This is a genomic window from Allomesorhizobium aridi (genome assembly GCF_043769475.1).
Classification (GTDB): Bacteria; Pseudomonadota; Alphaproteobacteria; order Rhizobiales; family Rhizobiaceae; genus Allomesorhizobium.
The window spans coordinates 4,965,038-4,989,599 of sequence record NZ_CP171729.1 but is presented as its reverse complement, the minus strand read 5'-3'; the positions used below and the strand labels follow the sequence as shown (position 1 = coordinate 4,989,599).

At 62.9% G+C, this 24,562-nt stretch carries 17 protein-coding genes and 2 pseudogenes; 10 read left to right on the top strand and 9 right to left on the bottom strand.

The window, feature by feature from the left end:
• Positions 1 to 111: 111 nt before the first annotated feature.
• Positions 112 to 1,305, bottom strand: a complete 1,194-nt coding sequence (locus ACG873_RS26590) for an acyltransferase family protein (protein ID WP_394888746.1) — start codon at positions 1,303 to 1,305, stop codon at positions 112 to 114.
• Positions 1,306 to 1,484: 179 nt separating this feature from the next.
• On the opposite strand from ACG873_RS26590, the gene ACG873_RS26585 reads away from it, so the two are divergent.
• On the top strand, positions 1,485 to 1,766 hold the full coding sequence (locus tag ACG873_RS26585; RefSeq protein ID WP_394888745.1) for a type II toxin-antitoxin system RelE/ParE family toxin: 282 nt from the start codon (positions 1,485 to 1,487) through the stop codon (positions 1,764 to 1,766).
• Positions 1,741 to 2,056, top strand: a pseudogene (locus ACG873_RS26580) (HigA family addiction module antitoxin). The gene ACG873_RS26585 and the pseudogene ACG873_RS26580 overlap by 26 nt, the downstream one beginning before the upstream one ends.
• Before the next feature lie 8 nt (positions 2,057 to 2,064).
• On the opposite strand, the gene murJ reads toward ACG873_RS26580, so the two are convergent.
• The 3 genes from murJ to ACG873_RS26565 all read right to left on the bottom strand — a co-directional run bounded on the left by murJ (position 2,065) and on the right by ACG873_RS26565 (position 7,709).
• Positions 2,065 to 3,657, bottom strand: a complete 1,593-nt coding sequence (gene murJ / locus ACG873_RS26575; protein WP_394888744.1) for a murein biosynthesis integral membrane protein MurJ — start codon at positions 3,655 to 3,657, stop codon at positions 2,065 to 2,067.
• Positions 3,658 to 3,682: 25 nt separating this feature from the next.
• Positions 3,683 to 6,490, bottom strand: a complete 2,808-nt coding sequence (locus ACG873_RS26570) for a [protein-PII] uridylyltransferase (protein ID WP_394888743.1) — start codon at positions 6,488 to 6,490, stop codon at positions 3,683 to 3,685.
• A 64-nt stretch (positions 6,491 to 6,554) separates the two neighbouring features.
• Complete coding sequence (locus tag ACG873_RS26565) at positions 6,555 to 7,709, bottom strand: fumarylacetoacetate hydrolase family protein (RefSeq protein WP_394888742.1); 1,155 nt, start codon at positions 7,707 to 7,709, stop codon at positions 6,555 to 6,557.
• Between the two features lie 184 nt (positions 7,710 to 7,893).
• Between ACG873_RS26565 and ACG873_RS26560 the strand changes: the two genes are divergently transcribed.
• The 3 genes from ACG873_RS26560 to ACG873_RS26550 all read left to right on the top strand — a co-directional run bounded on the left by ACG873_RS26560 (position 7,894) and on the right by ACG873_RS26550 (position 10,829).
• Entirely contained in the window at positions 7,894 to 9,156 is a 1,263-nt protein-coding gene (locus ACG873_RS26560) for an Hsp70 family protein (protein WP_394888741.1), read from the top strand.
• Positions 9,157 to 9,163: 7 nt separating this feature from the next.
• The gene (locus ACG873_RS26555; protein ID WP_394888740.1) at positions 9,164 to 10,129 is read left to right on the top strand and encodes a small ribosomal subunit Rsm22 family protein; all 966 of its coding nucleotides are present in this window, start codon (positions 9,164 to 9,166) and stop codon (positions 10,127 to 10,129) included.
• Positions 10,130 to 10,385: 256 nt separating this feature from the next.
• Entirely contained in the window at positions 10,386 to 10,829 is a 444-nt protein-coding gene (locus ACG873_RS26550) for a YHS domain-containing (seleno)protein (protein WP_394888739.1), read from the top strand.
• Positions 10,830 to 10,833: 4 nt separating this feature from the next.
• On the opposite strand, the gene ACG873_RS26545 is transcribed toward ACG873_RS26550, so the two are convergent.
• The 3 genes and pseudogenes from ACG873_RS26545 to mutS all read right to left on the bottom strand — a co-directional run bounded on the left by ACG873_RS26545 (position 10,834) and on the right by mutS (position 15,567).
• Positions 10,834 to 12,123, bottom strand: a complete 1,290-nt coding sequence (locus tag ACG873_RS26545; RefSeq protein WP_394893828.1) for a tetratricopeptide repeat protein — start codon at positions 12,121 to 12,123, stop codon at positions 10,834 to 10,836.
• Between the two features lie 183 nt (positions 12,124 to 12,306).
• Positions 12,307 to 12,663, bottom strand: a pseudogene (locus ACG873_RS26540) (adenylate/guanylate cyclase domain-containing protein); the annotation flags it as partial.
• Between the two features lie 255 nt (positions 12,664 to 12,918).
• Positions 12,919 to 15,567, bottom strand: a complete 2,649-nt coding sequence (mutS, locus tag ACG873_RS26535; RefSeq protein ID WP_394893713.1) for a DNA mismatch repair protein MutS — start codon at positions 15,565 to 15,567, stop codon at positions 12,919 to 12,921.
• A 216-nt stretch (positions 15,568 to 15,783) separates the two neighbouring features.
• Between mutS and ACG873_RS26530 the strand changes: the two genes are divergently transcribed.
• The 5 genes from ACG873_RS26530 to ACG873_RS26510 all read left to right on the top strand — a co-directional run bounded on the left by ACG873_RS26530 (position 15,784) and on the right by ACG873_RS26510 (position 22,560).
• Complete coding sequence (locus ACG873_RS26530) at positions 15,784 to 18,063, top strand: NADP-dependent malic enzyme (RefSeq protein WP_394888738.1); 2,280 nt, start codon at positions 15,784 to 15,786, stop codon at positions 18,061 to 18,063.
• Between the two features lie 98 nt (positions 18,064 to 18,161).
• Entirely contained in the window at positions 18,162 to 18,635 is a 474-nt protein-coding gene (locus ACG873_RS26525) for a toll/interleukin-1 receptor domain-containing protein (RefSeq protein ID WP_394888737.1), read from the top strand.
• 55 nt (positions 18,636 to 18,690) lie between these two features.
• Entirely contained in the window at positions 18,691 to 19,515 is an 825-nt protein-coding gene (locus ACG873_RS26520) for an IS5 family transposase (protein WP_394885740.1), read from the top strand.
• Between the two features lie 110 nt (positions 19,516 to 19,625).
• Entirely contained in the window at positions 19,626 to 20,450 is an 825-nt protein-coding gene (locus ACG873_RS26515) for an IS5 family transposase (protein ID WP_394885740.1), read from the top strand.
• Between the two features lie 532 nt (positions 20,451 to 20,982).
• Positions 20,983 to 22,560, top strand: coding sequence for a tetratricopeptide repeat protein (locus ACG873_RS26510; RefSeq protein WP_394888736.1), 1,578 nt, complete (start codon positions 20,983 to 20,985; stop codon positions 22,558 to 22,560).
• Positions 22,561 to 22,857: 297 nt separating this feature from the next.
• On the opposite strand, the gene ACG873_RS26505 is transcribed toward ACG873_RS26510, so the two are convergent.
• Together ACG873_RS26505 and ACG873_RS26500 are read right to left on the bottom strand one after the other, a co-directional pair.
• Positions 22,858 to 23,145 (bottom strand): GIY-YIG nuclease family protein, encoded by a 288-nt coding sequence (locus ACG873_RS26505; protein ID WP_394888735.1) that lies wholly within the window; start codon positions 23,143 to 23,145, stop codon positions 22,858 to 22,860.
• A gap of 67 nt (positions 23,146 to 23,212) precedes the next feature.
• Positions 23,213 to 23,989 carry an MBL fold metallo-hydrolase gene (locus ACG873_RS26500; RefSeq protein WP_394888734.1) on the bottom strand — a complete coding sequence of 259 codons (777 nt, stop codon included), beginning with the start codon at positions 23,987 to 23,989 and terminating at the stop codon, positions 23,213 to 23,215.
• Positions 23,990 to 24,562 lie beyond the last annotated feature (573 nt).

The window sequence follows — 24,562 nt, the reverse complement described above, 5'->3', positions numbered from 1 at the left end:
GAAGGATCATGCGGCTGAGAAAGTAGGCGGCGAAAATCGAGTTGCGCTTATGAACGAAGGCGCGGGCGCGATCAAGCCTCGCGCCTGGGCGAACTCTCGGCGGCGAGAATGCTAATAGCGCAGTGGAACCGTGCTCTTTTCGGGCACAGGCCTGCCGGCAGGCTGCTCGGGCAGGCCGACAAGGGCGCGGAACGGCCAGGGAAGCTGCTCGAACAGAAGGCACAGGGCCAGCGACCCGCCGATTGTCGCCAACAGCACGAGCGACATCTTCGCCGCCACGCCGGCTTCCAGCGGCAGGATGTAGAACAGCGCCGCGATGATGATCGTCTGGTGCACAATGTAGAGCGGGAATATCTTGCGGTTCAGCCAGGCGAGTGCGGCGCTCTTGCGGTTCAAATGGAGCGCGGCGAAGCCCACTGCGGTCAGGATCATGCTCCATGCAAGGCCAAAAAGCGCCGTCTTGTAGAGCACCGTCATGTTGTCGTAGTCGCCCATGAAGGCATCGCCCGGACCGGCCGCCCAGGAATGGCGGTAGAGCGTCACGGTCAGCGTCAGCGCAAACGTTGCGCTCAGCCAGCGGCGATCGACGATGGCCTCGATCACCGCATGGTGATGGCGCGCGACGAGGAAGCCCAGCCCGAACCAACTCGCCCAGGCGGCGAACCAGGCGCCGTCATTGTAGAGCGCATTGGTCTGGCGCGGGTATATCGGCGACAGCGCGACATTGAGCACCAGCGGCAGCAGGAACAGAAGATAGATCGCGTTGGAGCGGGCGACACTCTCGAACCAGCCGGTCAGCCGGCGCATCCTCGGGTCGACTATCAGCCGGAAGATCGGATAGCACAGGAACGCCATCACCAGCAGGTAGGCGACGAACCACATATGCGCCCAGGTGAAATTGCCTTGCGGGTACTTGCCTTCGGTGAAGTAGCGGGTCAGCCAGAAGCTCATCAGCGAACCGTCATAGCCGTCCTCGTAGACGCGCTCGTACCAGACCTGCGGCACGATGATGACGCACATGGCAAACAGCAGCGGCACCGCCAGCCGAACCATGCGGTCCTTCAGGAAGGTCAGGCCGGTATTCGAGCGGAACGCAAACCACGTGCCCATGCCCGAGACGAAGAACAGCAGCGCCAGCCGCCAGGCGCGCGGAAATTTCATGACGAGCGAAAGGGTTTCGCTGCCCTCGACGCTCTTCATCAGCCAGGACATGTCCGGGAAGAACGCGACGGAACAGTGGTAAATAACGAGAATGGCGAAGGCGATCACCCTCAGCCAGTCGACATAGTAGAGTCTGCCGCTCATCTGTATGCGTCCCACCCGACAAGGCGGCCGGCGCTTGCGCACCAGCCGGCAGATCATCCTTCTGGACGCATTTTGTTAAAAAACCGGTGCGGGAAAGCCGCCATTTGAATACATTCGATGTGGCTCGGTGCACAAAGGCATGTTGAATCGTATAACGTTACACGTTATAAATTGCCGGCGTGATCCTGAGCTTCGCCGAACGGGAGACTGAAAAGATCTGGTTCGGCGTCCGAAGCCGGAAACTGCCGCCTGAGATGCAGAACAAAGCGTTGGTAAAACTGCGATTTCTCAATCAGGCAAGAAGGCTGGACGACCTTCGTGTCCCGCCCGGAAACCGGCTTGAAGCTTTGAAGGGCGACAGAAAAGGGCAATACTCCATCAGGATCAACGATCAATGGCGTATAATGCTTCAGGTGGGTCAAGGGAGGATGTCCGATGTCGAAATCCATGACTACCACTGACGATTATCTGCACAACCCGCATCCCGGGGAAATTCTGCTCGAGGAATTTCTTCGGCCAATGAACCTCAGCCAGAATGCCCTGGCGCGCGCGATCGGGGTGCCGCCGCGCCGGATAAACGAGATCGTGCTGGGTAAACGCGCCGTCACGGCCGACACCGATCTGAGGCTAGCCCGCTATTTCGGAATGTCGGAAGGCTTCTTCCTTGGCCTGCAGAGCGATTTCGAGATTCTGCGAGCGCAAGAGAGCGTTGGGCGACGTTTTGGAGCGGATCGAACCCCGGGCGGCCTAGCACGTCCGCTATTCGACGTCTGGCGGTGTCGCAGCGGCGGCCTGCGAGCGCCTTATGTTTCGGCGGATCATGCCGAAATCCGCGCCGCCGATCGCGAAGGCGGTGCCGAAATAAATAGCCATTGCGCCGGCGATCAGCACGCAAAGCGCGGCGAGCTGGACGAGCAGCGGCGATGCCGGGGCAAGCCACGGCTCCAGGTGGCCGAGAGCGAAATATAGCGCAGCGCCCATGACGCCAGCGGCAAGCACCAGACGCGGCAACCGCGTCAGCAGCGCCCTGTCCTGTCCCCAATGTCCACGCCAGATCAACGTGCCGAGCAGGAGCATCGCGTTGGCCCAGCCGGCAGCGGTTTCGGCCGTTGCGATGCCCGCTTCCGCCATGCTCGGAAACAGCGTCAGCGCCAGCGCGACATTTACCACCACTGATACGCCGGCAAAGATCATCGGCGTGCGCGTATCCTCGCGGGCAAAGAAGCCCGGCGTGAACGCCTTGATCATGACGAATGCCGGAAGTCCCAGTCCGAATATTGCGAGCGCGCCAGCAACCGACTGGGTGGTCATCGGCGAAAACGCCCCGCGCTCGAATAGCACGCGCACAATCTCTTCCGACATCACCAGAAGGGCGGCCGCCGCAGGCAGCGTCAGGAACAGCGCGAACTCCACCGAGCGGTTCTGCAGGTTTGCAGCGTCCCGGAGATGGCCGGCTTTCAGTGCGCGCGACAGCTCCGGCAGCAGAACCACACCGACGGCAATGCCGACCACGCCGAGCGGCAACTGATAGATGCGATCGGCATATTGCAGCACCGAAATCGCACCTTCCTTTCCCGACGCGATCATCTGGCCGATGACGAGGTTGATCTGGGTGATGCCTCCGGTGATTGCGGCTGGAAACGCCAGGATCAGCAGGCGCTTGACATTGGGGGTCATGCGCGGACGTCGCAGGCCGATGACGATCCCCGCCTTGCGGACGGCGACAAGCACCAGCAAAAGCTGCAGCAAGCCCGCAGCCAGAACGCCCCATGCAAGATTGTAGCCTGTCTCCAGGCCGTCACGACCGGTCATGATCGCGTGCAGAAGCACGCCGATTAGAACGACGTTCAGCAGGACCGGCGCAATCGCAGCGACGAAATAGCGGTGCAGCGAATTCAGGATACCGCTCATCATGGCGGTCAGCGACATGCACATCAGGTATGGGAACATGATGATCGACAGCGCCACCGTGGTGTCGAACTTCTCCTGATTGTCGACGAAGCCGGGCGCGATGATGGTGCGAACCAGAAGCGGCATCGACAATTCCATCGCAATCGTCAGCACCAGGAGAACGGTGAACAGGATGCCGAACACTTCTTCCGAGAAGCGCCGCGCCCCGTCCGTGCCGTTGGCCTCGATCTCCTTGGCGAAAAGCGGCACGAAGGCCGCATTGAACGCGCCTTCGGCGAAAAGCCGGCGAAACAGGTTCGGAAAGCGGAAGGCCGCATAGAAGGCATCCGCGATCGGGCCTGCCCCAAGGGCGGCGGCCATCAGCGCCTCTCGGCCGAAGCCCAATATCCGGCTGGCGAGCGTCGCCGACCCGACGGTGGCGAATTTTTTCACGAGACTCATTGGATGCAGGCTTCCGGATGCGTTGTCATTCGGCGGCGGCGGAGACGCGGGCTTTCGCGGCGCGCTGGCTGGCTTCGCCGTCCAGCGTGGCGATGAGCCGGTCGCGGATGGCCTGGAGCCTCGCCGGATTGTCGATCTTCTGGCCTGTCAGGTCGCTGACGTAGAAGGTATCGATGACCTTTTCGCCGAACGTCGTGATATGCGCCGAGGCAATGTCCAGCGAAAGGTCCGACAGCGCGCCGGTGATTTCCGACAGCAGACCCGGCCGGTCCAGTCCCGACACGTCGATCACCGAGAATCGGTTCGACAGCGTGTTTCGGATTTCCACGCGCGGCTCGATGCGGAACGCCTTGGCGCCGCGCTTCGGCTTGGTCCGCCGCGCGATCATCTCGGGCAGCCAGCTCTTGCCCGAGAGCACATCCTCGATCAGCGTTCCAACCCGCTCGGCCCTGCGCCGTTCGTCCTCGTCGCGGTCGAATTCTCTGGAGATCAGGATCGTGTCCAGCGCGCGCCCGTCAGAGGTGGTGAAAATCTGCGCGTCGACGATGTTGGCGCCGGCTCCAGCGCACGCCCCGGCGATCACCGACAGCAGGCGCGGATGGTCCTGCGCCAGAACGGTGATTTCAGTCACCGCCTCGAATTCGTGCGTCTTGACCATGGTGGCGAGCTTCTTGCCCGCCTCGTCCGCCTGGCGGATGAACTCGGCGTGGCGCAGCTGGTCCTTCAGATCGACCGCCAGCAGGTAATTCTCGTAATGCAGGCCGACGGTGCGCTTGCGCGCCGCTTCGGGCCAGCCGGCAAGGTTTTCGGCCAGCGCTTCGCGCGCCTGCGCCGCCCGCTCGACGCGCGCCACTTCCGAGAAGCCGCCAGTCAGCAGAAGCTCGGTCTCGTAGTAGAGCGTCCTCAGCAACTGGCCCTTCCAGCCGTTCCATACGCCCGGACCGACGCCGCGTATGTCGCAGACGGTCAGCACCAGGAGCAGCTTCAGCCGCTCGACCGACTGCACCAGCGCGGCAAAATCCTCGATCGTCTTGCGGTCGTTCAGGTCGCGGGTCTGCGCCGTCATCGACATCGCCAGATGGTTCTCCACCAGCCAGGCAACAGTTTCGGTGTCGGCGGCCGACAGCCCCATATGCGGGCAGATGCGCCGCGCGATCCTGGCGCCCACCTCGGAATGGTCGTCCGGGCGGCCCTTTGCGATGTCGTGCAGCAGCACCGCGACGTAAAGCGCCTCGCGCTTGCCCCTCAGGCCCGGCAACAGCTTGTGCGCCAGGGGGTGGATCTTCTCGCCTGCCCCGCTCTCGATTTCCGAAAGCACACCGATGCAGCGCAGGAGATGCTCGTCGACCGTGTAGTGGTGATACATGTTGAACTGCATCATGGCGACGATCTTGCCGAAATCGGGGATCAATTTGCCGAGCAGTCCGGCCTCGTTCATGCGCCGCAGGTTGAGCTCGGGATTGCGGTCCGAGGTCAACACCTCGAGGAACAGCCGGTTGGCCTCGGCGTCGCGGCGCAAATTCTTGTCGACCAGCCCGAGCGAGCGCGTCAGAAGCTTCAGCGCGTCGGGATGGAATTCCAGCCCGTGGCGGTCGGCGAACCAGAACAACCGCACCATGTTGACGGGATCGCGCACGAACACCTGGTCGTCGGCGATGTTGATGCGGTGGTTGTCGACGATGAAGTCTCTGGTGCCGGCAAGCTTTCGCCGACGCCTGGAAAAGGTCAGGAAAATCCGGTTGAAGCCGGGCACGTGCTTGGCCTGCTCCTCCTCGAGCGCGGCGCAGAAGATGCGGGTCAGGTCGCCGACGTCTTTCGCGATCAGGAAGTAGTGTTTCATGAAGCGTTCGACGGCAGACAGGCCGGGATGGCTGGTATAGCCGAGCCGCTCGGCGATATCGCGCTGTATGTCGAAGTGCAGCCGCTCCTCGGCCTTGCCGGTCAGGAAATGCATGTGGCAGCGCACCGCCCAAAGGAAATCCTCGGCCTTCAGGAACTGGTTGTATTCGGCCCGCGTGAACACGCCCTGCTCGACCAGCTCCTCGCCGGTGCGCACCCGGTAAAAATATTTGGCAATCCAGAACAGCGTGTGCAGGTCGCGCTGGCCACCCTTGCCGTCTTTGACGTTTGGCTCGACCAGATAGCGGCTTTCGCCGGCCTTGGCGTGGCGGTCGTCTCGCTCGGCAAGCTTGGCCTGGACGTATTCCGCGCCCGTATTCTTCACCACTTCCTTGTCGAAGCGCGAAAGCAGCTCGTCGAAGAGCTTCCGCTCGCCCCACAGGAAACGCGCTTCCAGGATCGAGGTTCGTATGGTGATGTCGGAGCGCGAAAGGCGTAGGCATTCGTCGATATTGCGGGTGGCATGGCCGACCTTCAGCCCCATGTCCCACAGCATGTAGAGCATGTATTCGACAATCTGCTCACCCCACGGCGTCTGCTTGTAGGGCAGGAGGAACAGGAGGTCGATGTCGGAGCCCGGCGCCAGCGTGCCGCGCCCGTAGCCGCCGACGGCGATCACCGCCATGCGCTCGGCCGAGGACGGATTCTTGGCGCGGTAGACGTGCGTGGCCGCGAAGTCGTAGAGTGCGCGGATCGCCTCGTCCATCAGGTGCGATAGCCGGGCCGCGCAGGCCGTGCCGCCGCCATCCTCTGTCAGCATCCGTTCGGCCACCGCCCGCCCGGCCGCTACGCGGTCCTTCAGCGTCGCCAGCACCTTTCCCCGCACCGCGGGGCTGCCGCCGTCGCCTTCGGTGGCCGCGGTCAGCGCCGTCAGGTCGCGGCGCAGTGCCGCGCCGTCGATCAGCTCGTCGAGTTTCAGGGCAATCTTTGCCATCGCGCCGGGTGGAATCTCCGCTTTCAGCGCGGCGTCTATAGCGCGTTTCGACCGGCGTGGGTACTCAGATGAGCTTCGCCCTTGCGAGATCGCGCATCAGGTGGCTCGCGCCATAGGCCCAGGGCGGGCAGTCCGGCGAAAGTTTTACGCGGTTGACCAGCGCCCCGAATTTTTCGGAACTGATCGTGACCATGTCGCCTACCTTGTGCGTGAACCCCTTGCCAGCCTCGCCGCGGTCCTTCGACGGCACGAACATCGTGCCTAGATAGAGCGCCATGCCGTCCGGATATTGGTGATGCGGCCCCATCGCGGCCGCCACCAGCTCTTCGGGAGAGCGGCTGATCTCGGCCATCGAGCTCGCGCCCTCCAGCGAGAACCCGTCCTCGCCCTCGACCTTTAGCTCCACGCGCGCATTCTTCACGTCGTCCATCGAGAACGTCCCGTCAAACAGCCGGATGAACGGACCGAGCGCGGCGGAGGCGTTGTTGTCCTTGGCCTTGCCGAGCAGCAGCGCCGAGCGGCCCTCGACATCGCGCAGATTGACATCATTGCCGAGCGTCGCGCCGACGATCCTGCCTCCGCTCGAGGCGATCACCGCAATCTCCGGCTCCGGATTGTTCCAGGTCGAGACCGGGTGCAGCCCGACATCGGCGCCGAAGCCGACCGATGCCATCGGCTGGCACTTGGTGAATATCTCGGCGTCGGGACCGATGCCTACCTCCAGATATTGCGACCAGACGCCGCGCGCCACCAGCTTCGCCTTGGCCGCCTGCGCCTCGGCCGATCCGGGCTTCAGCTTCGACAAATCGTCGCCGATCAGGCCGGCGATGTCGCCCCTTATGGCGTCCGCCTTTTCCGGATTGCCGCGCGCCTGCTCCTCGATGACCCGCTCCAGCAGACTGACGACGAAGGTGACGCCGGACGCCTTCACCGCCTGCAGGTCCACCGGCGACAGCAGATAGGGCCGGCCCGCGCCGCGATTCTCAAAGCTGTCGCGAAGCACGTCGCGCAGCGCGCCGACGCTCCTGCCCTGTGCCGTGCGCACGAAGCCCGCCGGATCGTCCATCTCGCATATGTCGCGCGCCGTCGGCGCGGCGGCCGAGGTGATGTCGAGCACCTCGCCGTCCCGCACGGTGACCACCGCTGGATGCGCCCAGCCGTCTGCCATGGCGCGTCCGAGATAGGCGCCCTCAGCGGGTGGGCTTGCGTAATCGCTCATGGCTCAATCCTGCTCCTGCTAAACACGTCGTGGCCTTTTAGAGCGTTCGCCCGCCTTTCGACAACAGGGGCTCGGCCCAGAAGGCAAATCGGCGCAGCGGGCCGATATGGCATCGACATTGCCGGCTTGCTTGTGTAACAGCGCCGCTCCCTTCGGGCGATCTCCACGATCTCAGGATACCACCATGCGACCGGTCAGCGGCGGAATAGACTTTGGCACATCCAACTCCACCGTCGGGGTGATGGAAGGCGGCCGCCCGCGGCTCGTGCAGCTGGAAGGCGGGCACATCACCATGCCCAGCGCGGTGTTCTACAATTTCGAGGACAACGGCACCTATTTCGGCCGGCGCGCCATCGAGGATTATACCGAACACGCCGAGGGCCGCCTGCTCAGGGCGCTGAAAAGCGTGCTTGGCTCGTCGCTGATCCACGAGAAGACGCGGGTCAAGGCGCGCTCGATCGCCTTCTCCGACATCATCGGATCGTTCATCGGCTACCTCAAGGGCCGGCTCGACGCCGAGCTTGGCCAATCCGTCGACACCGTCGTGCTCGGCCGGCCGGTGCATTTCGTCGACGGCGACCCGCAGGCCGACGCGGACGCGCAGGCGCAGCTCGAAAAGGCCGCCCGCGCCCAGGGCTTCAAACACATCGCCTTCCAGTTCGAGCCGATCGCCGCCGCGCTCGATTACGAGCAGAGCGTCACACGCGAAGAGCTGGCGCTGATCGTCGACATCGGCGGCGGCACCTCCGATTTTTCGATCGTGCGCGTCTCGCCGCAGCGCGCGACGGCCGCCGACCGCAAGGACGACATCCTGGCCAGCACCGGCGTCCATATCGGCGGCACCGATTTCGACCGGCTGCTGTCGATGGCGCATGTCATGCCCCAACTCGGCTACAAGACCGCGACCGCCGACGGCAAGCGCAACCTGCCGGCCGGCTATTTCTTCGATCTCGCCACATGGCAGCGCATCAACCTGCTTTACTCGAACAGGGCGATGACCGATCTTCGCCAGATCCGCTACGAGGCGGCGCGGCCGGAACTGGTCGACCGGGTGATCGACATCGTCAGCCACAGGCAGGGGCATTTGCTGGCATCGAGGGTTGAACGCGCCAAGATCGAGCTGACCGACCTGGCCGAGACGGCGATGGAGTTGCGCCTGACCCACGAGCGGCTCGCCCTGCCCATGACCCGTGCCGGCCTCAACGCGACGATCGAGGAAGCCGTCGGGAAGATCGCCGACGTCATTTCCGGCACGCTCCGCGACGCGCAGCTTGATCACTCGGCGATCACCACCCTGTTCCTGACCGGCGGCTCGACCGCCATCCCGCTCCTGAAGCGAACCGTGCTCTCGATGTTCCCCAACGCCACCGCGGTCGAGGGCGACATGTTCGGCAGCGTCGGCCTCGGCCTGGCGCTCGACGCGAGCCGGAAATTCGGCGCGGCCTGAGCCACCGATGGAACTCCCTCCCGCCCTCCGAAGCGCGGTCGACCAGCTCCTCGAGGGCGTCACCCTGCCGGTGCTCAGGGAAGCGGCCGTCACGCTGTCGCTGCGCTACCGCGGCGAAGTCCGCGACGGCCGGCTGCACATCTCCGGCGACCTCGCGGCAAAGGCCTATCTGGCGACGCGCCTGCCCGCCACCTATGCGGCGGTCCGTGCCAGCCTCGCCGTGACAGCCGAAGCGCTACCCGGTCTTCAGCCGAAAAGCCTGCTGGACATAGGCGCCGGCCCGGGCACGGCGCTCTTCGCCGCCGCCGACTGCTTCGACAGTCTGGAGACGGCCACGCTGGTCGAGACCAGCGAAGCGATCCGCCAAGTCGGAAACCAGCTCGCCGACGCCGCGGCCCCGGTGCGCGTCGAATGGATCGCCGCCGACCTCGCAACCGGGCTTGCCGGCGTTGCGCCCGCCGACCTGGTGACGCTCGCCTATGTGCTGGACGAGCTTTCGCCGTCGGCAATCGAGCCGCTGGTCGACCGGCTGTGGGCGCTGACGCAAGACACGCTGCTCGTCGTTGAACCCGGCACCCCGGCCGGCTGGCGGCGCATCCTCGCGGTCCGTTCGCGGCTCATCGCGGCCGGCGCGCATCTCGCCGCCCCCTGTCCGCACAGCGCCGCCTGCCCGCTCGCCGCGCCCGACTGGTGCCATTTCTCGCGCCGCGTCGCGCGCTCCAGGCTGCACCGCCTCGCCAAGAGCGGCGACGTGCCGTGGGAGGACGAGAAATTCATCTACGTCGCCGCATCCAGAACGCCCGCCGAAACCCCCGCCGCCCGCGTGCTGGCGCCACCCCAGACAGCGAGCGGAACCGTCCGGCTGAAACTCTGCCAGGCCGACGGCACGGCCGCCGAAAAGCTCGTCACCCGCCGCGAGGGCGCGGCGTACAAAGCTGCAAGGCGGGTGGGTTGGGGCGATGCGGTGGGGTGACCTGAAGGGCGATCTAGCGGCTGGTTCTGATCCGAAGGCGACTTTCGCGTAAGCTTATTTTAGTTGGGGTGCATATATGCACGTTGCCACGGGCGAACGCGAGGCGTAATCTCCCAGCCATGCCGATAGCGGCCGGCCCTTTGAGCGGGGCCGCACGTGCCGAATGTGACGAGAGCACAAGTCCCCCACCGCCTCTGCGGCCGGCTGTTGCTGCTCACGTTCAAGGGAGTTAACGTCAATGAACAGGCGCGATGCGTTGGCCGTCCTGATCGGACTGTCTGGCGCTTTGTCTTTCGCTTTCGACACCGCTGCCCATAGCGAGGAAGACCGCCTCGCCATCAAGGGCTACGACCCTGTGGCCTATTTCACCGAGGCCAAGCCGATGATCGGCGATCCGCAGTATCAGTACGAATTGGATGGCGCCTTATACCGCTTCGCCTCGACGCGCCACCTCGATCTCTTCAAGGCCGACCCCGATCGATATCTGCCGCAGTACCAAAACTGGTGCACTGCGGCGCTGTCGAGGGGCTATAGGTTGGTTGCCGATCCGAACAATTGGGTGATTCACGAAGGCCGCCTGTACGTTTTCGGAGGGCCGGCCGGCCCAGGGAAATTTGCTGCCGATCCGGCGGCTATGGCGAGCAACGCAGACGCGAACTATCCGCGATTGCCCGATCTTCCTGAATGGCCACCGCAATAGCGCCTCACAAGCCCGCTCGCCTGAGTCCCTCCTTCAGATACGCCGGATAGGCCGGATCTCTGAAGCGCGAGCCAAGAAAGTCAAAGCTCATATCGAGTTGCGGCAGGCGTCGCCGTATCTCGGCGACGTAGAGGTCCGCCTGCTCCTGGCGCCCAAGCTGTGCCGCTGCGGCTGCGGCCGGGACATTGAACATTGGGAAATTCGGAAACCGGGAGATGCCACGTTCGGCGACACGCAGGGCATCTTCGTGCCGGCGTGCGAGATAGTAGCTGATGGCGAGATCGAAATGGTAGTTCGGCTGGAGCATCGGATCATATTTCAAGGCCAGTTCAAGCGACTCGATGGCGCCGGGAAGGTCCCCATCAAACGATTGGAGGGCTCCCCGTACCGCCAACGCATTGGCGTCACTCGGATTGAGGTCGATCGCACGCTGCAGCGCGTTGCGCGCCTGATCGTATTCGGTGCGGATAAGCAGGATGCGACCAAGGGTGCGGTGCCCATCAGGCTCATCGGGAGCGAGCGCGATGGCGCGCCGGGCGAGTTCCTCGGCACGGCCAAGCTCGCGGTCGGGGAACTCCGTCCAGCCCTGAACCACCTGCGAGTAGATGGCTTCGCCCAGAAGAGCATGGGTGGTGGCATAGTTCGGATCCAGTTCGATCGCCTTGGTCATCAACTCTCGGACCTGTCGGTTGGCGGCCCGAGAAGCGGCATGGCCGACAGCCCGGGCGCGCAACAAGAGGTCGAAGGCATTCTGGTCCGGCCTGGCTTCCTTGAAATGGCGCTTCACCTCTACCTGACTGATATTGGCTGCAAGCGTGCCAGCAATGTGCCGTGCGATGCTGTCCTGAAATTCGAATATGTCTGACAGGTCGCCATCGTATCGATCAGACCACAACACGGTAGCGGCGTCCGCTTCAGTCAGTTGCGCGGAGATCCGCACGCGGTCCTTGGATGCTTTGATGCTGCCGTCTACCATGTATGTTGCGCCAAGTTCGGACGCGATTTCGGCCTGCCGCTCCTGCCGTCCCTTGTACCGCAAGACGGCATTGCGGCCGATCACCCGCAAGTTCTTGAAGCGGCCGAGGGCATTGATCACCTCCTCGGTGACGCCGTCGGCGAAATACTCCTGCGACTCGTCGCTTGTCTGGTTTGTAAATGGCAGCACGGCGACGACGGGAAGAATAGGGCCGCTGTCTGGTTTGGTTGCCGTCGAACTCGCGGCTTGCTGTTCCGGGGCCGGGGCTCGGCCTATGCCGGACCAGGCGGCCCAGGCTACGATGGCGATGACGATCACGGCCAGACCGGCCATCGCCAGCCGCAGTCTGCTCGCCCTGCCGCCCCGAATACCCGAAAGCCGTTTGATCCCCGTTGCTGATGAAGCCGGGTCGATCCGGTAGACCCTGACGGGGTTAGCGATGTTCTTCAGGTGCTGCTCGCCGGCGTCAAGCGCCTCAATGTCGAGCTTGTCCCGCACCTGCCGGTAGGCATCGTCGGAAAGGCAGATGCCGCCCGGCTCCGAGATCTGTTCGAGACGCGCAGCGACGTTCACGCCATTGCCGAAGATATCGCCGTCTTCGATGATGACGTCGCCGATGTTGATGCCGACGCGCAACTCGATGCGCCGTCCTTCCGGAACGGCCCTGTTTCGCTCGAGCATGGCGCGCTGCACGGCAACGGCGCAGGCCACCGCCTCAACGACGGAGGGAAACTCCAGCAGCAGACCGTCTCCGGTCGTCTTGACGATATGGCCCTTGTGCTCGGCGATGAGAGGGTCGATCAGTTCCTTGCGGTGCGCCTTGAGGGCGGCCAGCGTCTGCGTCTCGTCCTCGCCCATCAGGCGCGAGTAACCAACAACATCGGTCGCGACGATGGCGGCAAGGCGACGTTCTGCTGTGGAGCTTGGCACCTCGGCTCCCGGGTCGATCTGGCTCTCTCGCCATTGTAGCCCACGCCGCCGGAACCGTCGTGGCGAATCGCCAGTCCCTCCCCGTCGGTCTCGCCTCGGGAAGGTCCGCATTGGGATCAAGGTAACGACTGATCGGATACCACCGTGTAGGTCCAGAAATGGCGCACTCCGGCCACCCAACCCCTACCTCCCCGCCAACCCCTTCAGCCGGTACAGCGTTTCCAGCGCTTCCTTAGGCGTCATCTCGTCGGGGTTGATCGCCGACAGCGCTGCGCCCAGCGCGTCGGTCTTGGCGGGCTTCGGCTCCTCGCGCTTCACCACCGCCGAAAACAGCGGCAGATCGTCGACCAAGCGATCGGCCTTGCCGGACGTCTCGCCGGCTTCGAGCTGGTGCAGAACCGCGCGGGCGCGCTCCACGACGGTCGCCGGCAGGCCGGCCAACCGCGCCACCTGCACACCGTAGGAGCGGTCGGCCGCGCCCCTGGCAACCTCGTGCAGGAAGACCACGTCGCCCTCCCATTCCTTGACGCGCATGGTGACGTTGTGCAGCCGCTCCAGCTTGCCGGCGAGCGCGGTCATCTCGTGGAAATGCGTGGCGAAGATCGCCCGGCAGCAATTCTTCTCGTGCAGATATTCGACCGCCGCCCAGGCGATCGACAGGCCGTCGAAGGTCGCGGTGCCGCGGCCGATCTCGTCGAGGATGACCAGCGCCCGTTCGCCCGCCTGATTGAGGATCGCGGCGGTCTCGACCATCTCGACCATGAAGGTCGAGCGCCCGCGCGCCAGGTCGTCCGACGCGCCGACGCGCGAAAACAGCCGGTCGATGACGCCGATGCGCGCCGATTTCGCCGGCACGAAGGAGCCGGTCTGGGCAAGGATCGCGATCAGCGCGTTCTGGCGCAGGAAGGTCGACTTGCCGCCCATGTTCGGCCCGGTCAGCAGCCAGATCGCGCCGTGCCTGCCGCCCTCTTCCGGCGACAGGTCGCAATCGTTCGCCACGAATGGCGCGCCGGCGGTGCGGCGCAGCGCCTGCTCGACCACCGGATGGCGGCCGCCTGAAATCTCGAAGGCGAGGCTGTCGTCGACCACCGGCCGCCGCCACGCCTCGGCGCTGGCCAGCACCGCGAGTGCTGCCGAAACGTCGAGCACCGCAAGGGCCGTCGCGCCGGAGCGGATGGCGTCGGCATGGCCTACCGCCTCGGCGGTCAGCGCATCGAAGACGCCGAGCTCGATCGCCAGCGCGCGGTCGGCGGCGTTGGCGATCTTGGTCTCCATCTCCGCCAGCTCGGTGGTGGTGAAGCGCATGGCGCTCGCCATGGTCTGGCGATGGATGAAGCGTGCCTTGGCCGCCTCCGACCCCATCATGATCGCCTGATGGTTGGCGGTCACCTCGATGTAATAGCCGAGCACATTGTTGTGCCGGATTTTCAGCGAGCGGACGCCGGTCTCCTCGATCAGCTCGCGCTCCATCGCCGCGATCACCTTGCGCGCCTCGTCGCGCAGCGCCCGCATCTCGTCGAGCTCTGCGTTGTAGCCGGCGCGGACGAAACCGCCGTCGCGCCTGAGCAGCGGCAGCTCGTCGGCAAGTGCAGCGCCCAGATGATCGGCAAAGCGTATCGGCAGCGCCGAGATCGCGTCCAGCGCCGTCTTGAGTTCGGCCGGCAGCTCGGCGTCGGCAAACAGTGTCCTGAGCGCAAGGGCGGCCTCGAAGCCGGAGCGCAGCGCGCCGAGGTCGCGCGGGCCGCCGCGGTTGAGCGCCAGCCGGGTCAGCGCGCGCGGCATGTCGGCTGCCTCCTTGAGAGCCGCGCGGAGGCTCTGGCACAGCCTTGATTCGGAGGCGAAGAACGCCACTGAATCCAGCCGCGCATTGATCGCCTTCGGATCGGTCAGCGGCGACATCAGCCGGTCGGCCAGGAGCCGCGCGCCGGCCCCAGTCACCGTCCGGTCGACGGCCTTGATCAGCGAGCCGTCGCGCCCGCCCGACATGGTTCGCAGGAGCTCCAGGTTGGCCCGCGTCGCCGGGTCGATGAACAGCGTCGAGCCGGCCTGCTCGCGCTCAGGCCGCGACAGCGGCGGCCGTTCCGCCTTCTGCGTTTTCTCGACATAGGCGACGACGCCCGAGATCGCCGACAGTTCGGCCCGGGAAAACGTGCCGAAACTGTCGGGCGTGGCGACGCCGTAGAAGCGAGCGATGCGGCCGGGAGCCGAGGCCGAATCGAACAGGCTTGGCGGCTGCGGGCTCGCCACCCGGCCAATCATGTCGAACAGCGGCTTGAGCTCCTCGTCATGGAACACCGGCTCGGCCACGATCAGCTCACGCGGATCGACCCGGAAGATGTCGGCTGCCAGTGCCTCGGCGTTGGTCTCGGCGACGCGGAACACGCCCGTCGACAGTTCGATCCACGCCAGCGCATAGGAATTATCCGCCCCGCCCTTCACGCGGCCCAGCGCCATCAGGAAATTCGATTCCGAAGGCGCCAGCAGCCGGTCCTCGGTGATGGTGCCGGGCGTGACCAGGCGGATCACGTCGCGCTTCACCACCGATTTGCCACCGCGCTTCCGCGCCTCGGCCGGATCCTCGATCTGCTCGCAGACGGCGACGCGGTGGCCGAGCCCGATCAGCTTCTGCAGGTAGTCGTCGGCCGCATGCACCGGCACGCCGCACATCGGGATGTCGTGGCCGTGGTGCTTGCCGCGCTTGGTCAAGACGATGCCCAGCGCCCGGCTGGCGATCTCGGCGTCCTCGAAGAACAGCTCGTAGAAATCGCCCATGCGGTAGAACAGCAGGCAATCCGGGTTCGCCGCCTTGATCTCGACGAACTGCTCCATCATCGGCGTCGCGCCAGCGGCGGCCGACATCGGCGTCGCCGCGCCGACTGCTGCCGGCGCGCTGCTTTCGATGCGTATCGGCGTTTCGTCGTTCACCGTGTCCCCGAAAAAAGAAGCTTCCCCCTGCTTGGCGCTTTACGGCGGCGAAGTGTAGCCTTAATCCCGAACGCTCCACAAAAAGAAACGAAAATACCCCGGGGAAGGGAACGGCTCAGAACCATGGCGAAGAAAACCGAGAACGCCGGTCCGTCCGTCAGCGCGCAGGAGGCGCTGGAATTCCACGCCATGGGACGGCCGGGCAAGCTGGAGATCAACCCGACCAAGCCGATGGCGACGCAGCGCGATCTCTCGCTGGCCTATTCGCCGGGCGTTGCCGCCCCGGTCAAGGCGATCGCCGAGGATCCCTCGCGCGCCTTCGACTATACGGCGCGCGGCAACATGGTCGCCGTCATCACCAACGGCACCGCCATCCTCGGCCTCGGCAATCTCGGCGCGCTCGCCGCCAAGCCTGTCATGGAAGGCAAGGCGGTGCTGTTCAAGCGCTTCGCCGACGTCGACGCCATCGATCTCGAAGTCGACACCGAGAATGTCGACGAGTTCATCAACTGCGTCAGATACCTCGGCCCCTCCTTCGGCGGCATCAACCTGGAGGACATCAAGGCCCCGGACTGCTTCATCATCGAGAGCCGCCTGCGCGAACTCATGGACATCCCCGTCTTCCATGACGACCAGCACGGCACCGCCATCATCTCGGCCGCCGGGCTGATCAACGCGCTGGAGATCACCGGCCGCGACATGAAGACGGCGAAACTCGTCTGCAACGGCGCCGGCTCGGCCGGCATCGCCTGCATCGAGCTCATCAAGTCGATGGGCTTCACGCCCGACAACGTCATCCTCTGCGACACCAAGGGCGTCGTCTACCAGGGCCGCGAGGAGGGCATGAACCAGTGGAAGTCGGCGCATGCGGTAAAGACCGAAAAGCGCACGCTGGCGGAAGCCCTCGACGGCGCCGACATCGTCTTCGGCCTTTCCGCCAAGGGCGCGCTGACCCCGGACATGATCCGCTCCATGGCCGAGAACCCGATCATCTTCGCCATGGCCAATCCCGACCCGGAGATCACGCCGGAGGAGGTTCACGAGATCCGCACCGACGCCATCATGGCGACCGGCCGCTCGGACTATCCGAACCAGGTCAACAACGTTCTCGGCTTCCCCTACATCTTTCGCGGCGCGCTCGATGTCCGCGCCACCACCATCAACGACGCCATGAAGGTCGCCGCCGCCGAAGCGCTCGCCGAGCTCGCCCGCCAGGACGTGCCCGACGACGTCGCCGCCGCCTACCAGGGCAACCGCCCGAGATTCGGGCCGAACTACATCATCCCGGTGCCGTTCGATCCGCGCCTGATCTCGGCCATCCCGGTGGCCGTCGCCCGCGCCGCCATGGATTCCGGCGTCGCGCGCCGGCCGATCCTCGATCTCGACAAATACGCGCAGGAGCTTTCCGCCCGCCGCGACCCGATCGCCTCGACGCTGCAGCGCATCTACGACCGCGTGCGGCGCCAGCCCAAGCGCGTCGTCTTCGCCGAGGGCGAGGAGGAACAGGTCATGCGCGCCGCCGTCTCCTACGCCAACCAGCGGCTCGGCACCGCCATCCTCGTCGGCCGCGAGGAGCAGGTCAGGGAGACCGCGCGCCACGCCGGCGTCGAGCTCGACCGGCCCGGCATCGAGATCATCAACGCCCGCCTGTCGCGCCGCAACGCCGTCTATGCCGACTATCTCTACGAGCGCATGCAGCGGAAGGGCTTCCTGTTCCGCGACTGCCAGCGGCTGATCAACAACGACCGCAACCATTTCGCCGCCTGCATGCTGGCGCTGGGCGACGCCGACGCGGTGGTCACCGGCGTCACCCGCAACTATTCGACCGCGCTCGACGACATCCGCCGCGTCATCGACGAAAAACCCGGCCACCGCGTCATCGGCGTGTCGATCGCGCTCTGCCGTGGCCGCACGGTCCTCGTCGCCGACACCGCCGTCCACGACATGCCCAACGCCGTCGAGATCGCCGACATCGCCGAGGAAGCCGCGGGCTTCGCGCGCCGCATGGGCTACGAGCCGCGCGTGGCGATGCTTGCCTATTCGACCTTCGGCCATCCGCCCGGCGAGCGCTCCCAGCGCGTCCAGGAGGCCGTCCAGATACTCGACAGGCGCCGCGTCGATTTCGAGTATGACGGCGAGATGGCGGCCGATGTCGCGCTCAACGCCAAGGCGATGCAGCAATATCCGTTCTGCCGCCTGTCGGGCCCGGCCAACGTCTTGGTCATGCCGGCCTTCCACTCGGCCTCGATCTCGACAAAAATGCTTCAGGAGCTCGGCGGCTCGATGGTCATCGGCCCGCTGCTGGTGGGGCTGAACAAGCCGGTCCAGATTGTCAGCCTCAACGCCAAGGACTCAGACATCGTCAACATGGCGGCGATCGCGGCGTATTCAGCGGGGGCTTGAGTCAATCTCCGCCAACTCCGGTTAAAAACTTCAACGTGACAACAGCATGTTCCGGCGGCATTGTGTAGGTCGGCAACAACATCCGTTAGAGATACGTAATGAAAGCATTCATTTCACATAGCAGTAATGACAAGGCATTTGCCAACCAGGTTTTCGAAGAGCTCGGGGAGCTTAGATGTGAGTACGACGAATACACATTCGAGTTTACCCTGAATACAATTGCTATAAGAAACGCACTTCGTCGCTGCAAACTTTTTGTGCTCCTTCTGTCCGAGAATTCCGTTCGGTCCACCTTTGTAGACGAAGAGATACGTTCGGCGCTTGAGGCTCGAAGCGCCGGTCGAATAAGAAATGTTGTTATTTTTTCAATTGACGGAGCGTCGTACAGGTCACTGCCTGAGTGGATGCGGGAGATAAATGTAGCCCAACATTTGCGTTCGCCAAAGCAAATTGCTAGGCGAATAGATGCCTATCTCATGGAGCTATCCCTGAAAGAAGGTATCCTTGCTGACTTATATTTTGGCAGAGAGAATGAAGAGCAAGAGTTTAGTGTCCGTTCCAAAAAGAGTTGAGTGATTTCAGCAGGTTGTGATTCCGTCGGATTTGCGAGATCCGATGGAGATCACGATGGCCTGGACTGAAATCACCCGTGCGCATTATGAGCGGCGTTGCGCCCGTTACGCAAGCGATCTGACCGATGCGGAGTGGGCGCTGATTGCGCCGATGATGCCGTCGGCGAACCGCATCGGCCGGCCGCGCAAGACGGACCTGCGCGAGGTCGTGAACGCACTTCTTTACCTCGCCTCGTCGGGCGGCGCGTGGCGATTGCTGCCGAAAGACTTCCCACCCTTTTCAACGGTGCAGAAGTACTTCTATCGCTGGCGTGAGGAGGGCCTGTTGCGGACCATCAGCAACAGCCTCGTCATGGCGGCGCGCGAGGCCGAGGGTCGGGAAGCGAGTCCGACGGCGGGCGTGATCGACAGCCAATCGGTCAAGACCACGGAAAGCGGCGGAATTCGGGGCTTCGACGCAGGAAAGAAGATCAACGGGCGCAAGCGTCACATCGTTGTCGACACCATCGGGCTGATGGTCGGTCTCGTCGTCCATGCCGCCGATATCCAGGACCGGGACGGCGCACCGGCTGCCCTCAAGACCATTCTCGAACGCTGGCCGTGGCTGCGACACGTCTTCGCCGACGGCGGCTATGCCGGGCCGAAGCTTAAGGGCGCGATGCAAAAGATCGGCACGTTCACCCTGGAGATCGTCAAGCGGACGGACAAAGCCAAAGGCTTCGAGGTCCTGCCGCGCCGCTGGGTCGTGGAGCGCACATTCGCATGGCTGGGGCGATGCCGCAGGCTGGCTAAGGACTGGGAGAAATCCATCGCCTCCGCAGAAGCCTGGTTATACGTCGCCCACATTCGCCTGCTCACACGCAGGCTCGCAAGAGCTTGATATCAAAACATCCTTTTTGATTCAGGCTCTTAGTGTCCGTTCCAAAAAGAGTTGAGTGATTTCAGCAGGTTGTGATTCCGTCGGATTTGCGAGATCTGATGGAGATCACGATGGCCTGGACTGAAATCACCCGTGCGCATTATGAGCGGCGTTGCGCCCGTTACGCAAGCGATCTGACCGATGCGGAGTGGGCGCTGATTGCGCCGATGATGCCGTCGGCGAACCGCATCGGCCGGCCGCGCAAGACGGACCTGCGCGAGGTCGTGAACGCACTTCTTTACCTCGCCTCGTCGGGCGGCGCGTGGCGATTGCTGCCGAAAGACTTCCCACCCTTTTCAACGGTGCAGAAGTACTTCTATCGCTGGCGTGAGGAGGGCCTGTTGCGGACCATCAGCAACAGCCTCGTCATGGCGGCGCGCGAGGCCGAGGGTCGGGAAGCGAGTCCGACGGCGGGCGTGATCGACAGCCAATCGGTCAAGACCACGGAAAGCGGCGGAATTCGGGGCTTCGACGCAGGAAAGAAGATCAACGGGCGCAAGCGTCACATCGTTGTCGACACCATCGGGCTGATGGTCGGTCTCGTCGTCCATGCCGCCGATATCCAGGACCGGGACGGCGCACCGGCTGCCCTCAAGACCATTCTCGAACGCTGGCCGTGGCTGCGACACGTCTTCGCCGACGGCGGCTATGCCGGGCCGAAGCTTAAGGGCGCGATGCAAAAGATCGGCACGTTCACCCTGGAGATCGTCAAGCGGACGGACAAAGCCAAAGGCTTCGAGGTCCTGCCGCGCCGCTGGGTCGTGGAGCGCACATTCGCATGGCTGGGGCGATGCCGCAGGCTGGCTAAGGACTGGGAGAAATCCATCGCCTCCGCAGAAGCCTGGTTATACGTCGCCCACATTCGCCTGCTCACACGCAGGCTCGCAAGAGCTTGATATCAAAACATCCTTTTTGATTCAGGCTCTTAGACGGGCATTAGCGCGCCCCAAAAACGCATCGCCTATCGCGCTGCATATTGTCGGCAATCATGGCGTTGGAAGAAAGACTTTTTTGCGAAAGTCGCTCACTTCCGTTGCGCCTCGAAATTACGCCACTTTCGTCGAAATCGCTCTTGATGAATATGACTCAATACCTGAATTATATCGCAAATTGTATGATGTATGGGAGGTGTACAATCCGCTGAGGGCAAGCGAGGTATTTTCTGCGTTTAATCAACTTGGACCCACGGAGCAGGTTGCTCAGATTGCACACTATGTCCGCCAATTAGCCGACACGGATACGATGCCCGTCTTTATTGACGATGGTGGTGTTTTCCAAGACGATGGAGACTACCACTCTCATTTTCCAGCTCTGTTTTCCGAGTTGGCCGACATTGCCCGCCCTACGCTGTCCTTCATCCAAGCGCGTATGATGCGGTACTCTCTCAAGCACAAATATCCGAGGTCATGCCATCTTAGAATACCAAGCTTGTCTGACGAGACGGTTTATCAATTGATGTGCTTAAAACTTAAGGAACTTGACGTCGATTTTACTGAAAACGAGGTGAGGAAAGCTTGCGATTTCACGGATGGACATCCTTACAATGTTAACCTAGTTGTATCGTTCATTGTAGAGGAGGGGTTTGATGTATTTTTAGCTAATCCGTCGGATATAGTAGAGATAAAATCACAACGTGGGCATGAGTTTATACGCAGAATCAAATTTTCCGACGTCGAGTGTGACATTGTCGCTGTCCTCCATGAGTATAGGTATTGCGATCTTGAATTTATAATCGCGGCTTTGGCTGAGGATCACGGAGAGTTAACTGAAGCGGTCAGGAAGCTGGAGGACTTTTGTTGCATTGGGCGCAAAGACCGAATGCTAACGCTTTCTCCGCCAATTCGAGACGCAGTGCGGCGTGACCGACGGTTCCAACGGGATGCTGGATGGATGCAGGTTGTCGGCAAGCGAATTGTAGAGGCAATTAAGGAATATGAAGCGTCGGAAAGTTTATCTATTTCATTTTTGGACAGCGCAATCCCAGAGATACTTCGCAGCGGCGATAGAATTGAGTTCATATCAACGTTAATACTTCCATCGCATTTTCTGAGAGTTGGTAGAGACTACTACGACAAATCCAACTTTTCGAGAAGCATCGAGTTTTGTCAGAAGGCGCTGGAGGGCGAAAGGCAATTGAGCATGGACGCCAGAATTGAGGCGGGCAGGCTGCTCGGTTTGGCATTTACACGACTAAACGCTGACGATCCCAGAATTAATGGCGTGATAAATAGGTTGAGAACCTACAACACCACGACTGCAAAGAGGGTAGCGTTCTTTATCGAGGGCTTTAGAGCGCGCCGTAAGGGCCGCTATGATGTTGCAGAGGCTAAGTTTAGGGAAGCTTCCGAGTTGGACAAGGAGAATTATCACATTAATAGGGAGCTCTCCGCGGTTCTCTGCAGGCTAGACAGATTTGCAGAAGCTGAGCCGTTTGCGCGAGCTGCCTACAATCGGACGCCAGATAACCCCTATATTCTTGATGTGCTGGTAGAAGCTTTGGAGGGGATGGCGACGCAAGGCATAAAAGTCGACGGCAAGGAAATCGCTCGGCTTAATACGGAACTGGAGGTGATTTGTGAGACCGGTGGGTTCCAGTTTCACAAAGTACGGGCGTCAAGGAAAATGTATGTAAGAAATAGTTATGAGGCGTTGGCGTCCGTAACGAGCGTGATATCATCGTCCGGACACAGCAACGCGGAGGCCTATTTCCGTAGGGCGCAGATGTACGCCCGTTCGAGCGATTTTAAGCGCGCGCGATCGGATATTGATAGGATTAGAGAAATAAGCACCAGCGACCCAGAAGCGTTCCGATACGCGGATGAGGCGGAAATTGAATGTTTGATCGGTGAGCGCAGGTTCGCTGAAGCGAAGGACGGAATCGAGAAGCGTTTCGTTGGCGCTAGGCAGATTGAGCGGCGGCTGTTGAAGAGCCTGGCCACAGCTATCGCTTATGCCCCAAGCGGCGTGCCGCAACACTTAAGGGATTGGGCAAAGAAGTATCGATAATAAGAGCGTACCGTGACCACCGTCGCGAAAAAGGGCATCGTTCGGGCTGACGTCGGCGATTACGAGGATGCATCGCCCCCTCTTCGTCATCCTAGGCCGGAAGCCGGAGCGAAGCGGAGGCGGAGAGCCTAGGATCCATGCCGTTACCGTACGGCAGTGCGCCCGACGGGGCAGGACGGCGCTCTGTTTGAATCACAAGGCAGCGCGTCAACATCACGGCATGGATCCCCGGGTCTGCGCTGCGTCGCTTCGCTCCTTGCTACGCCCGAGGATGACGAAGGCAGAAGCGGCAGAGCCCTACCACCCCGTCCCGCGAAACAGCTCGAACCATTCAGGGTTCGTTTTCTCGATCAGGTCGATCTTCCACTGTCGCGGCCAGCGCTTCAGCGATTTCTCCCGTTGTATGGCGTCGCGTATGTCGAAGTGCTCTTCATACCAGACGAGCCGCTGGACGCCGTAGCGGGACGTGAAGCGCGAGCCCTTGCCGGACTGGTGCTCGGGGATGCGCCGACCAAGATCATTGGTGACGCCGATATAGATCGTACCGCGCTTCTGGCTCGCGGTCATGTAGATATAGCCGGTCATGCCGCGGTTATGAATCGCTTGGCGGCCGCGTCCATGCCGTACCGCTTAGCCAAGGCGCCGGCTTTCCTCACCCGTACCACTTCCCCTGCACCACCTTCACCTCGGCCGCGCTTTCCGCCATCTTGGCGGCGAAGGCCTCGGGGTCCTGTCCCTTGTAGTGATAGGGATAGACCACCGCCGGCTTGAACTCGGCAACCGCCGAGCTCGCCTGGTCGATATCCATGGTGAAGGGCAGGTTCATCGGCACGAAGGCGATGTCGATGTCCTTCAGCGCGCGCATCTCGGGAATGTCCTCGGTGTCGCCGGCGATGTAGACACGGCGTCCGTCGACGGTCAGCACGTAGCCGTTGTCGCGGCCCTGCGGATGATATTTCTTGCGGTCCTCGGTGGTGTTGTAGGCCGGGATCGCCTCGATCTCGACCGTGCCGACGGTGGTCTTCCCGCCATTGGCGATCACGGTCGCCTTCCCCTTCAGCTCGGCCGGCAGCATTTCCATCACGGCGGGGTTCACCAGCAGCTTGGTGTCGGCGCCGACCAGCGCGGCCAGCGTCTCCGGGTCGAAATGGTCCTGGTGCTCATGCGTGATCAGCACCAGCCCGGCCGCCGGCTGGCCGTCATAGAGCGCCTTGCCGCCCACCGGGTCGTTGTAGATCACCAGCCCCGGCACGCTCATCACGAAGCTCGCATGACTGACCGGGCTGACGACGATCTCGCCGCCGTCGGTCTTGTAGCTGTCGCCCTGGCCTTGCGCGCGGGCCATGAACGGCATGAAAACCGTGGCCCCCAGGCCTGCGAGGCCGGCCGCCCCGGCGAGCTGCAGCGTGTCGCGTCGCGAAAATTGCATGGCAAAAACTCCTTTATCTGGGCCCTCGTGTAGAGTGACATACCCTGCCGCAACGTCAGGCTGCAGACTAGGCGAAACAGCAATTCCGGCAAGCCGCTCGCGCGAACGTGAGCGCCGTGTGACCGGCGCGGAGAGAATCTGCCCCCTCCGACCCTTTGGGTGGGTGGTGTGCGCCTCGCTCGGCCAGGCGATTCCAACGTTGGAGGTTGGCCATCGCCCCTCTCTGTCAGCATCTGTCAGGAATGTTTTCCCAAGCTTTGTCCACACCCTCCCTCAATGCCTGCATACTTCCATCCCGGCAGCTTGCTGGTGGGAACGGGTGTGCACGACCGGCATCCAGGCAAGTGTGGCGCCGGAGATGATCCCGCATGGTCGTGCGGGGCGCTCCGGCCCCGGGTCGAACCTGTGCGCCCGCGTTCCGTCCCAGAATACCGGGACAGGGCATGGGCCGGGAGCGGTCAGGGGAGAAAACGCCGGCGGCGCATGGCAGCGCGTCAAATAATAAAAATTGATCCGGCGTGGTTGCCATGCGCCGCTTCCCACAATGGCCAGGGCGGAAACGCAGCGTGGCAA

What these genes read in the sequence shown, in the direction of transcription:
- ACG873_RS26590 (WP_394888746.1), bottom strand. Translation starts at nt 1,305, where the DNA reads ATGAGCGGCAGACTCTACTATGTCGACTGGCTGAGGGTGATCGCCTTC.
- ACG873_RS26555 (WP_394888740.1), top strand. Translation starts at nt 9,164, where the DNA reads ATGGAACTCCCTCCCGCCCTCCGAAGCGCGGTCGACCAGCTCCTCGAG.
- ACG873_RS26565 (WP_394888742.1), bottom strand. Translation starts at nt 7,709, where the DNA reads ATGAGCGATTACGCAAGCCCACCCGCTGAGGGCGCCTATCTCGGACGC.
- ACG873_RS26505 (WP_394888735.1), bottom strand. Translation starts at nt 23,145, where the DNA reads ATGACCGGCTATATCTACATGACCGCGAGCCAGAAGCGCGGTACGATC.
- ACG873_RS26570 (WP_394888743.1), bottom strand. Translation starts at nt 6,490, where the DNA reads ATGGCAAAGATTGCCCTGAAACTCGACGAGCTGATCGACGGCGCGGCA.
- ACG873_RS26520 (WP_394885740.1), top strand. Translation starts at nt 18,691, where the DNA reads ATGGCCTGGACTGAAATCACCCGTGCGCATTATGAGCGGCGTTGCGCC.
- murJ (WP_394888744.1), bottom strand. Translation starts at nt 3,657, where the DNA reads ATGAGTCTCGTGAAAAAATTCGCCACCGTCGGGTCGGCGACGCTCGCC.
- mutS (WP_394893713.1), bottom strand. Translation starts at nt 15,567, where the DNA reads ATGATGGAGCAGTTCGTCGAGATCAAGGCGGCGAACCCGGATTGCCTG.
- ACG873_RS26560 (WP_394888741.1), top strand. Translation starts at nt 7,894, where the DNA reads ATGCGACCGGTCAGCGGCGGAATAGACTTTGGCACATCCAACTCCACC.
- ACG873_RS26500 (WP_394888734.1), bottom strand. Translation starts at nt 23,989, where the DNA reads ATGCAATTTTCGCGACGCGACACGCTGCAGCTCGCCGGGGCGGCCGGC.
- ACG873_RS26515 (WP_394885740.1), top strand. Translation starts at nt 19,626, where the DNA reads ATGGCCTGGACTGAAATCACCCGTGCGCATTATGAGCGGCGTTGCGCC.
- ACG873_RS26525 (WP_394888737.1), top strand. Translation starts at nt 18,162, where the DNA reads ATGAAAGCATTCATTTCACATAGCAGTAATGACAAGGCATTTGCCAAC.
- ACG873_RS26530 (WP_394888738.1), top strand. Translation starts at nt 15,784, where the DNA reads ATGGCGAAGAAAACCGAGAACGCCGGTCCGTCCGTCAGCGCGCAGGAG.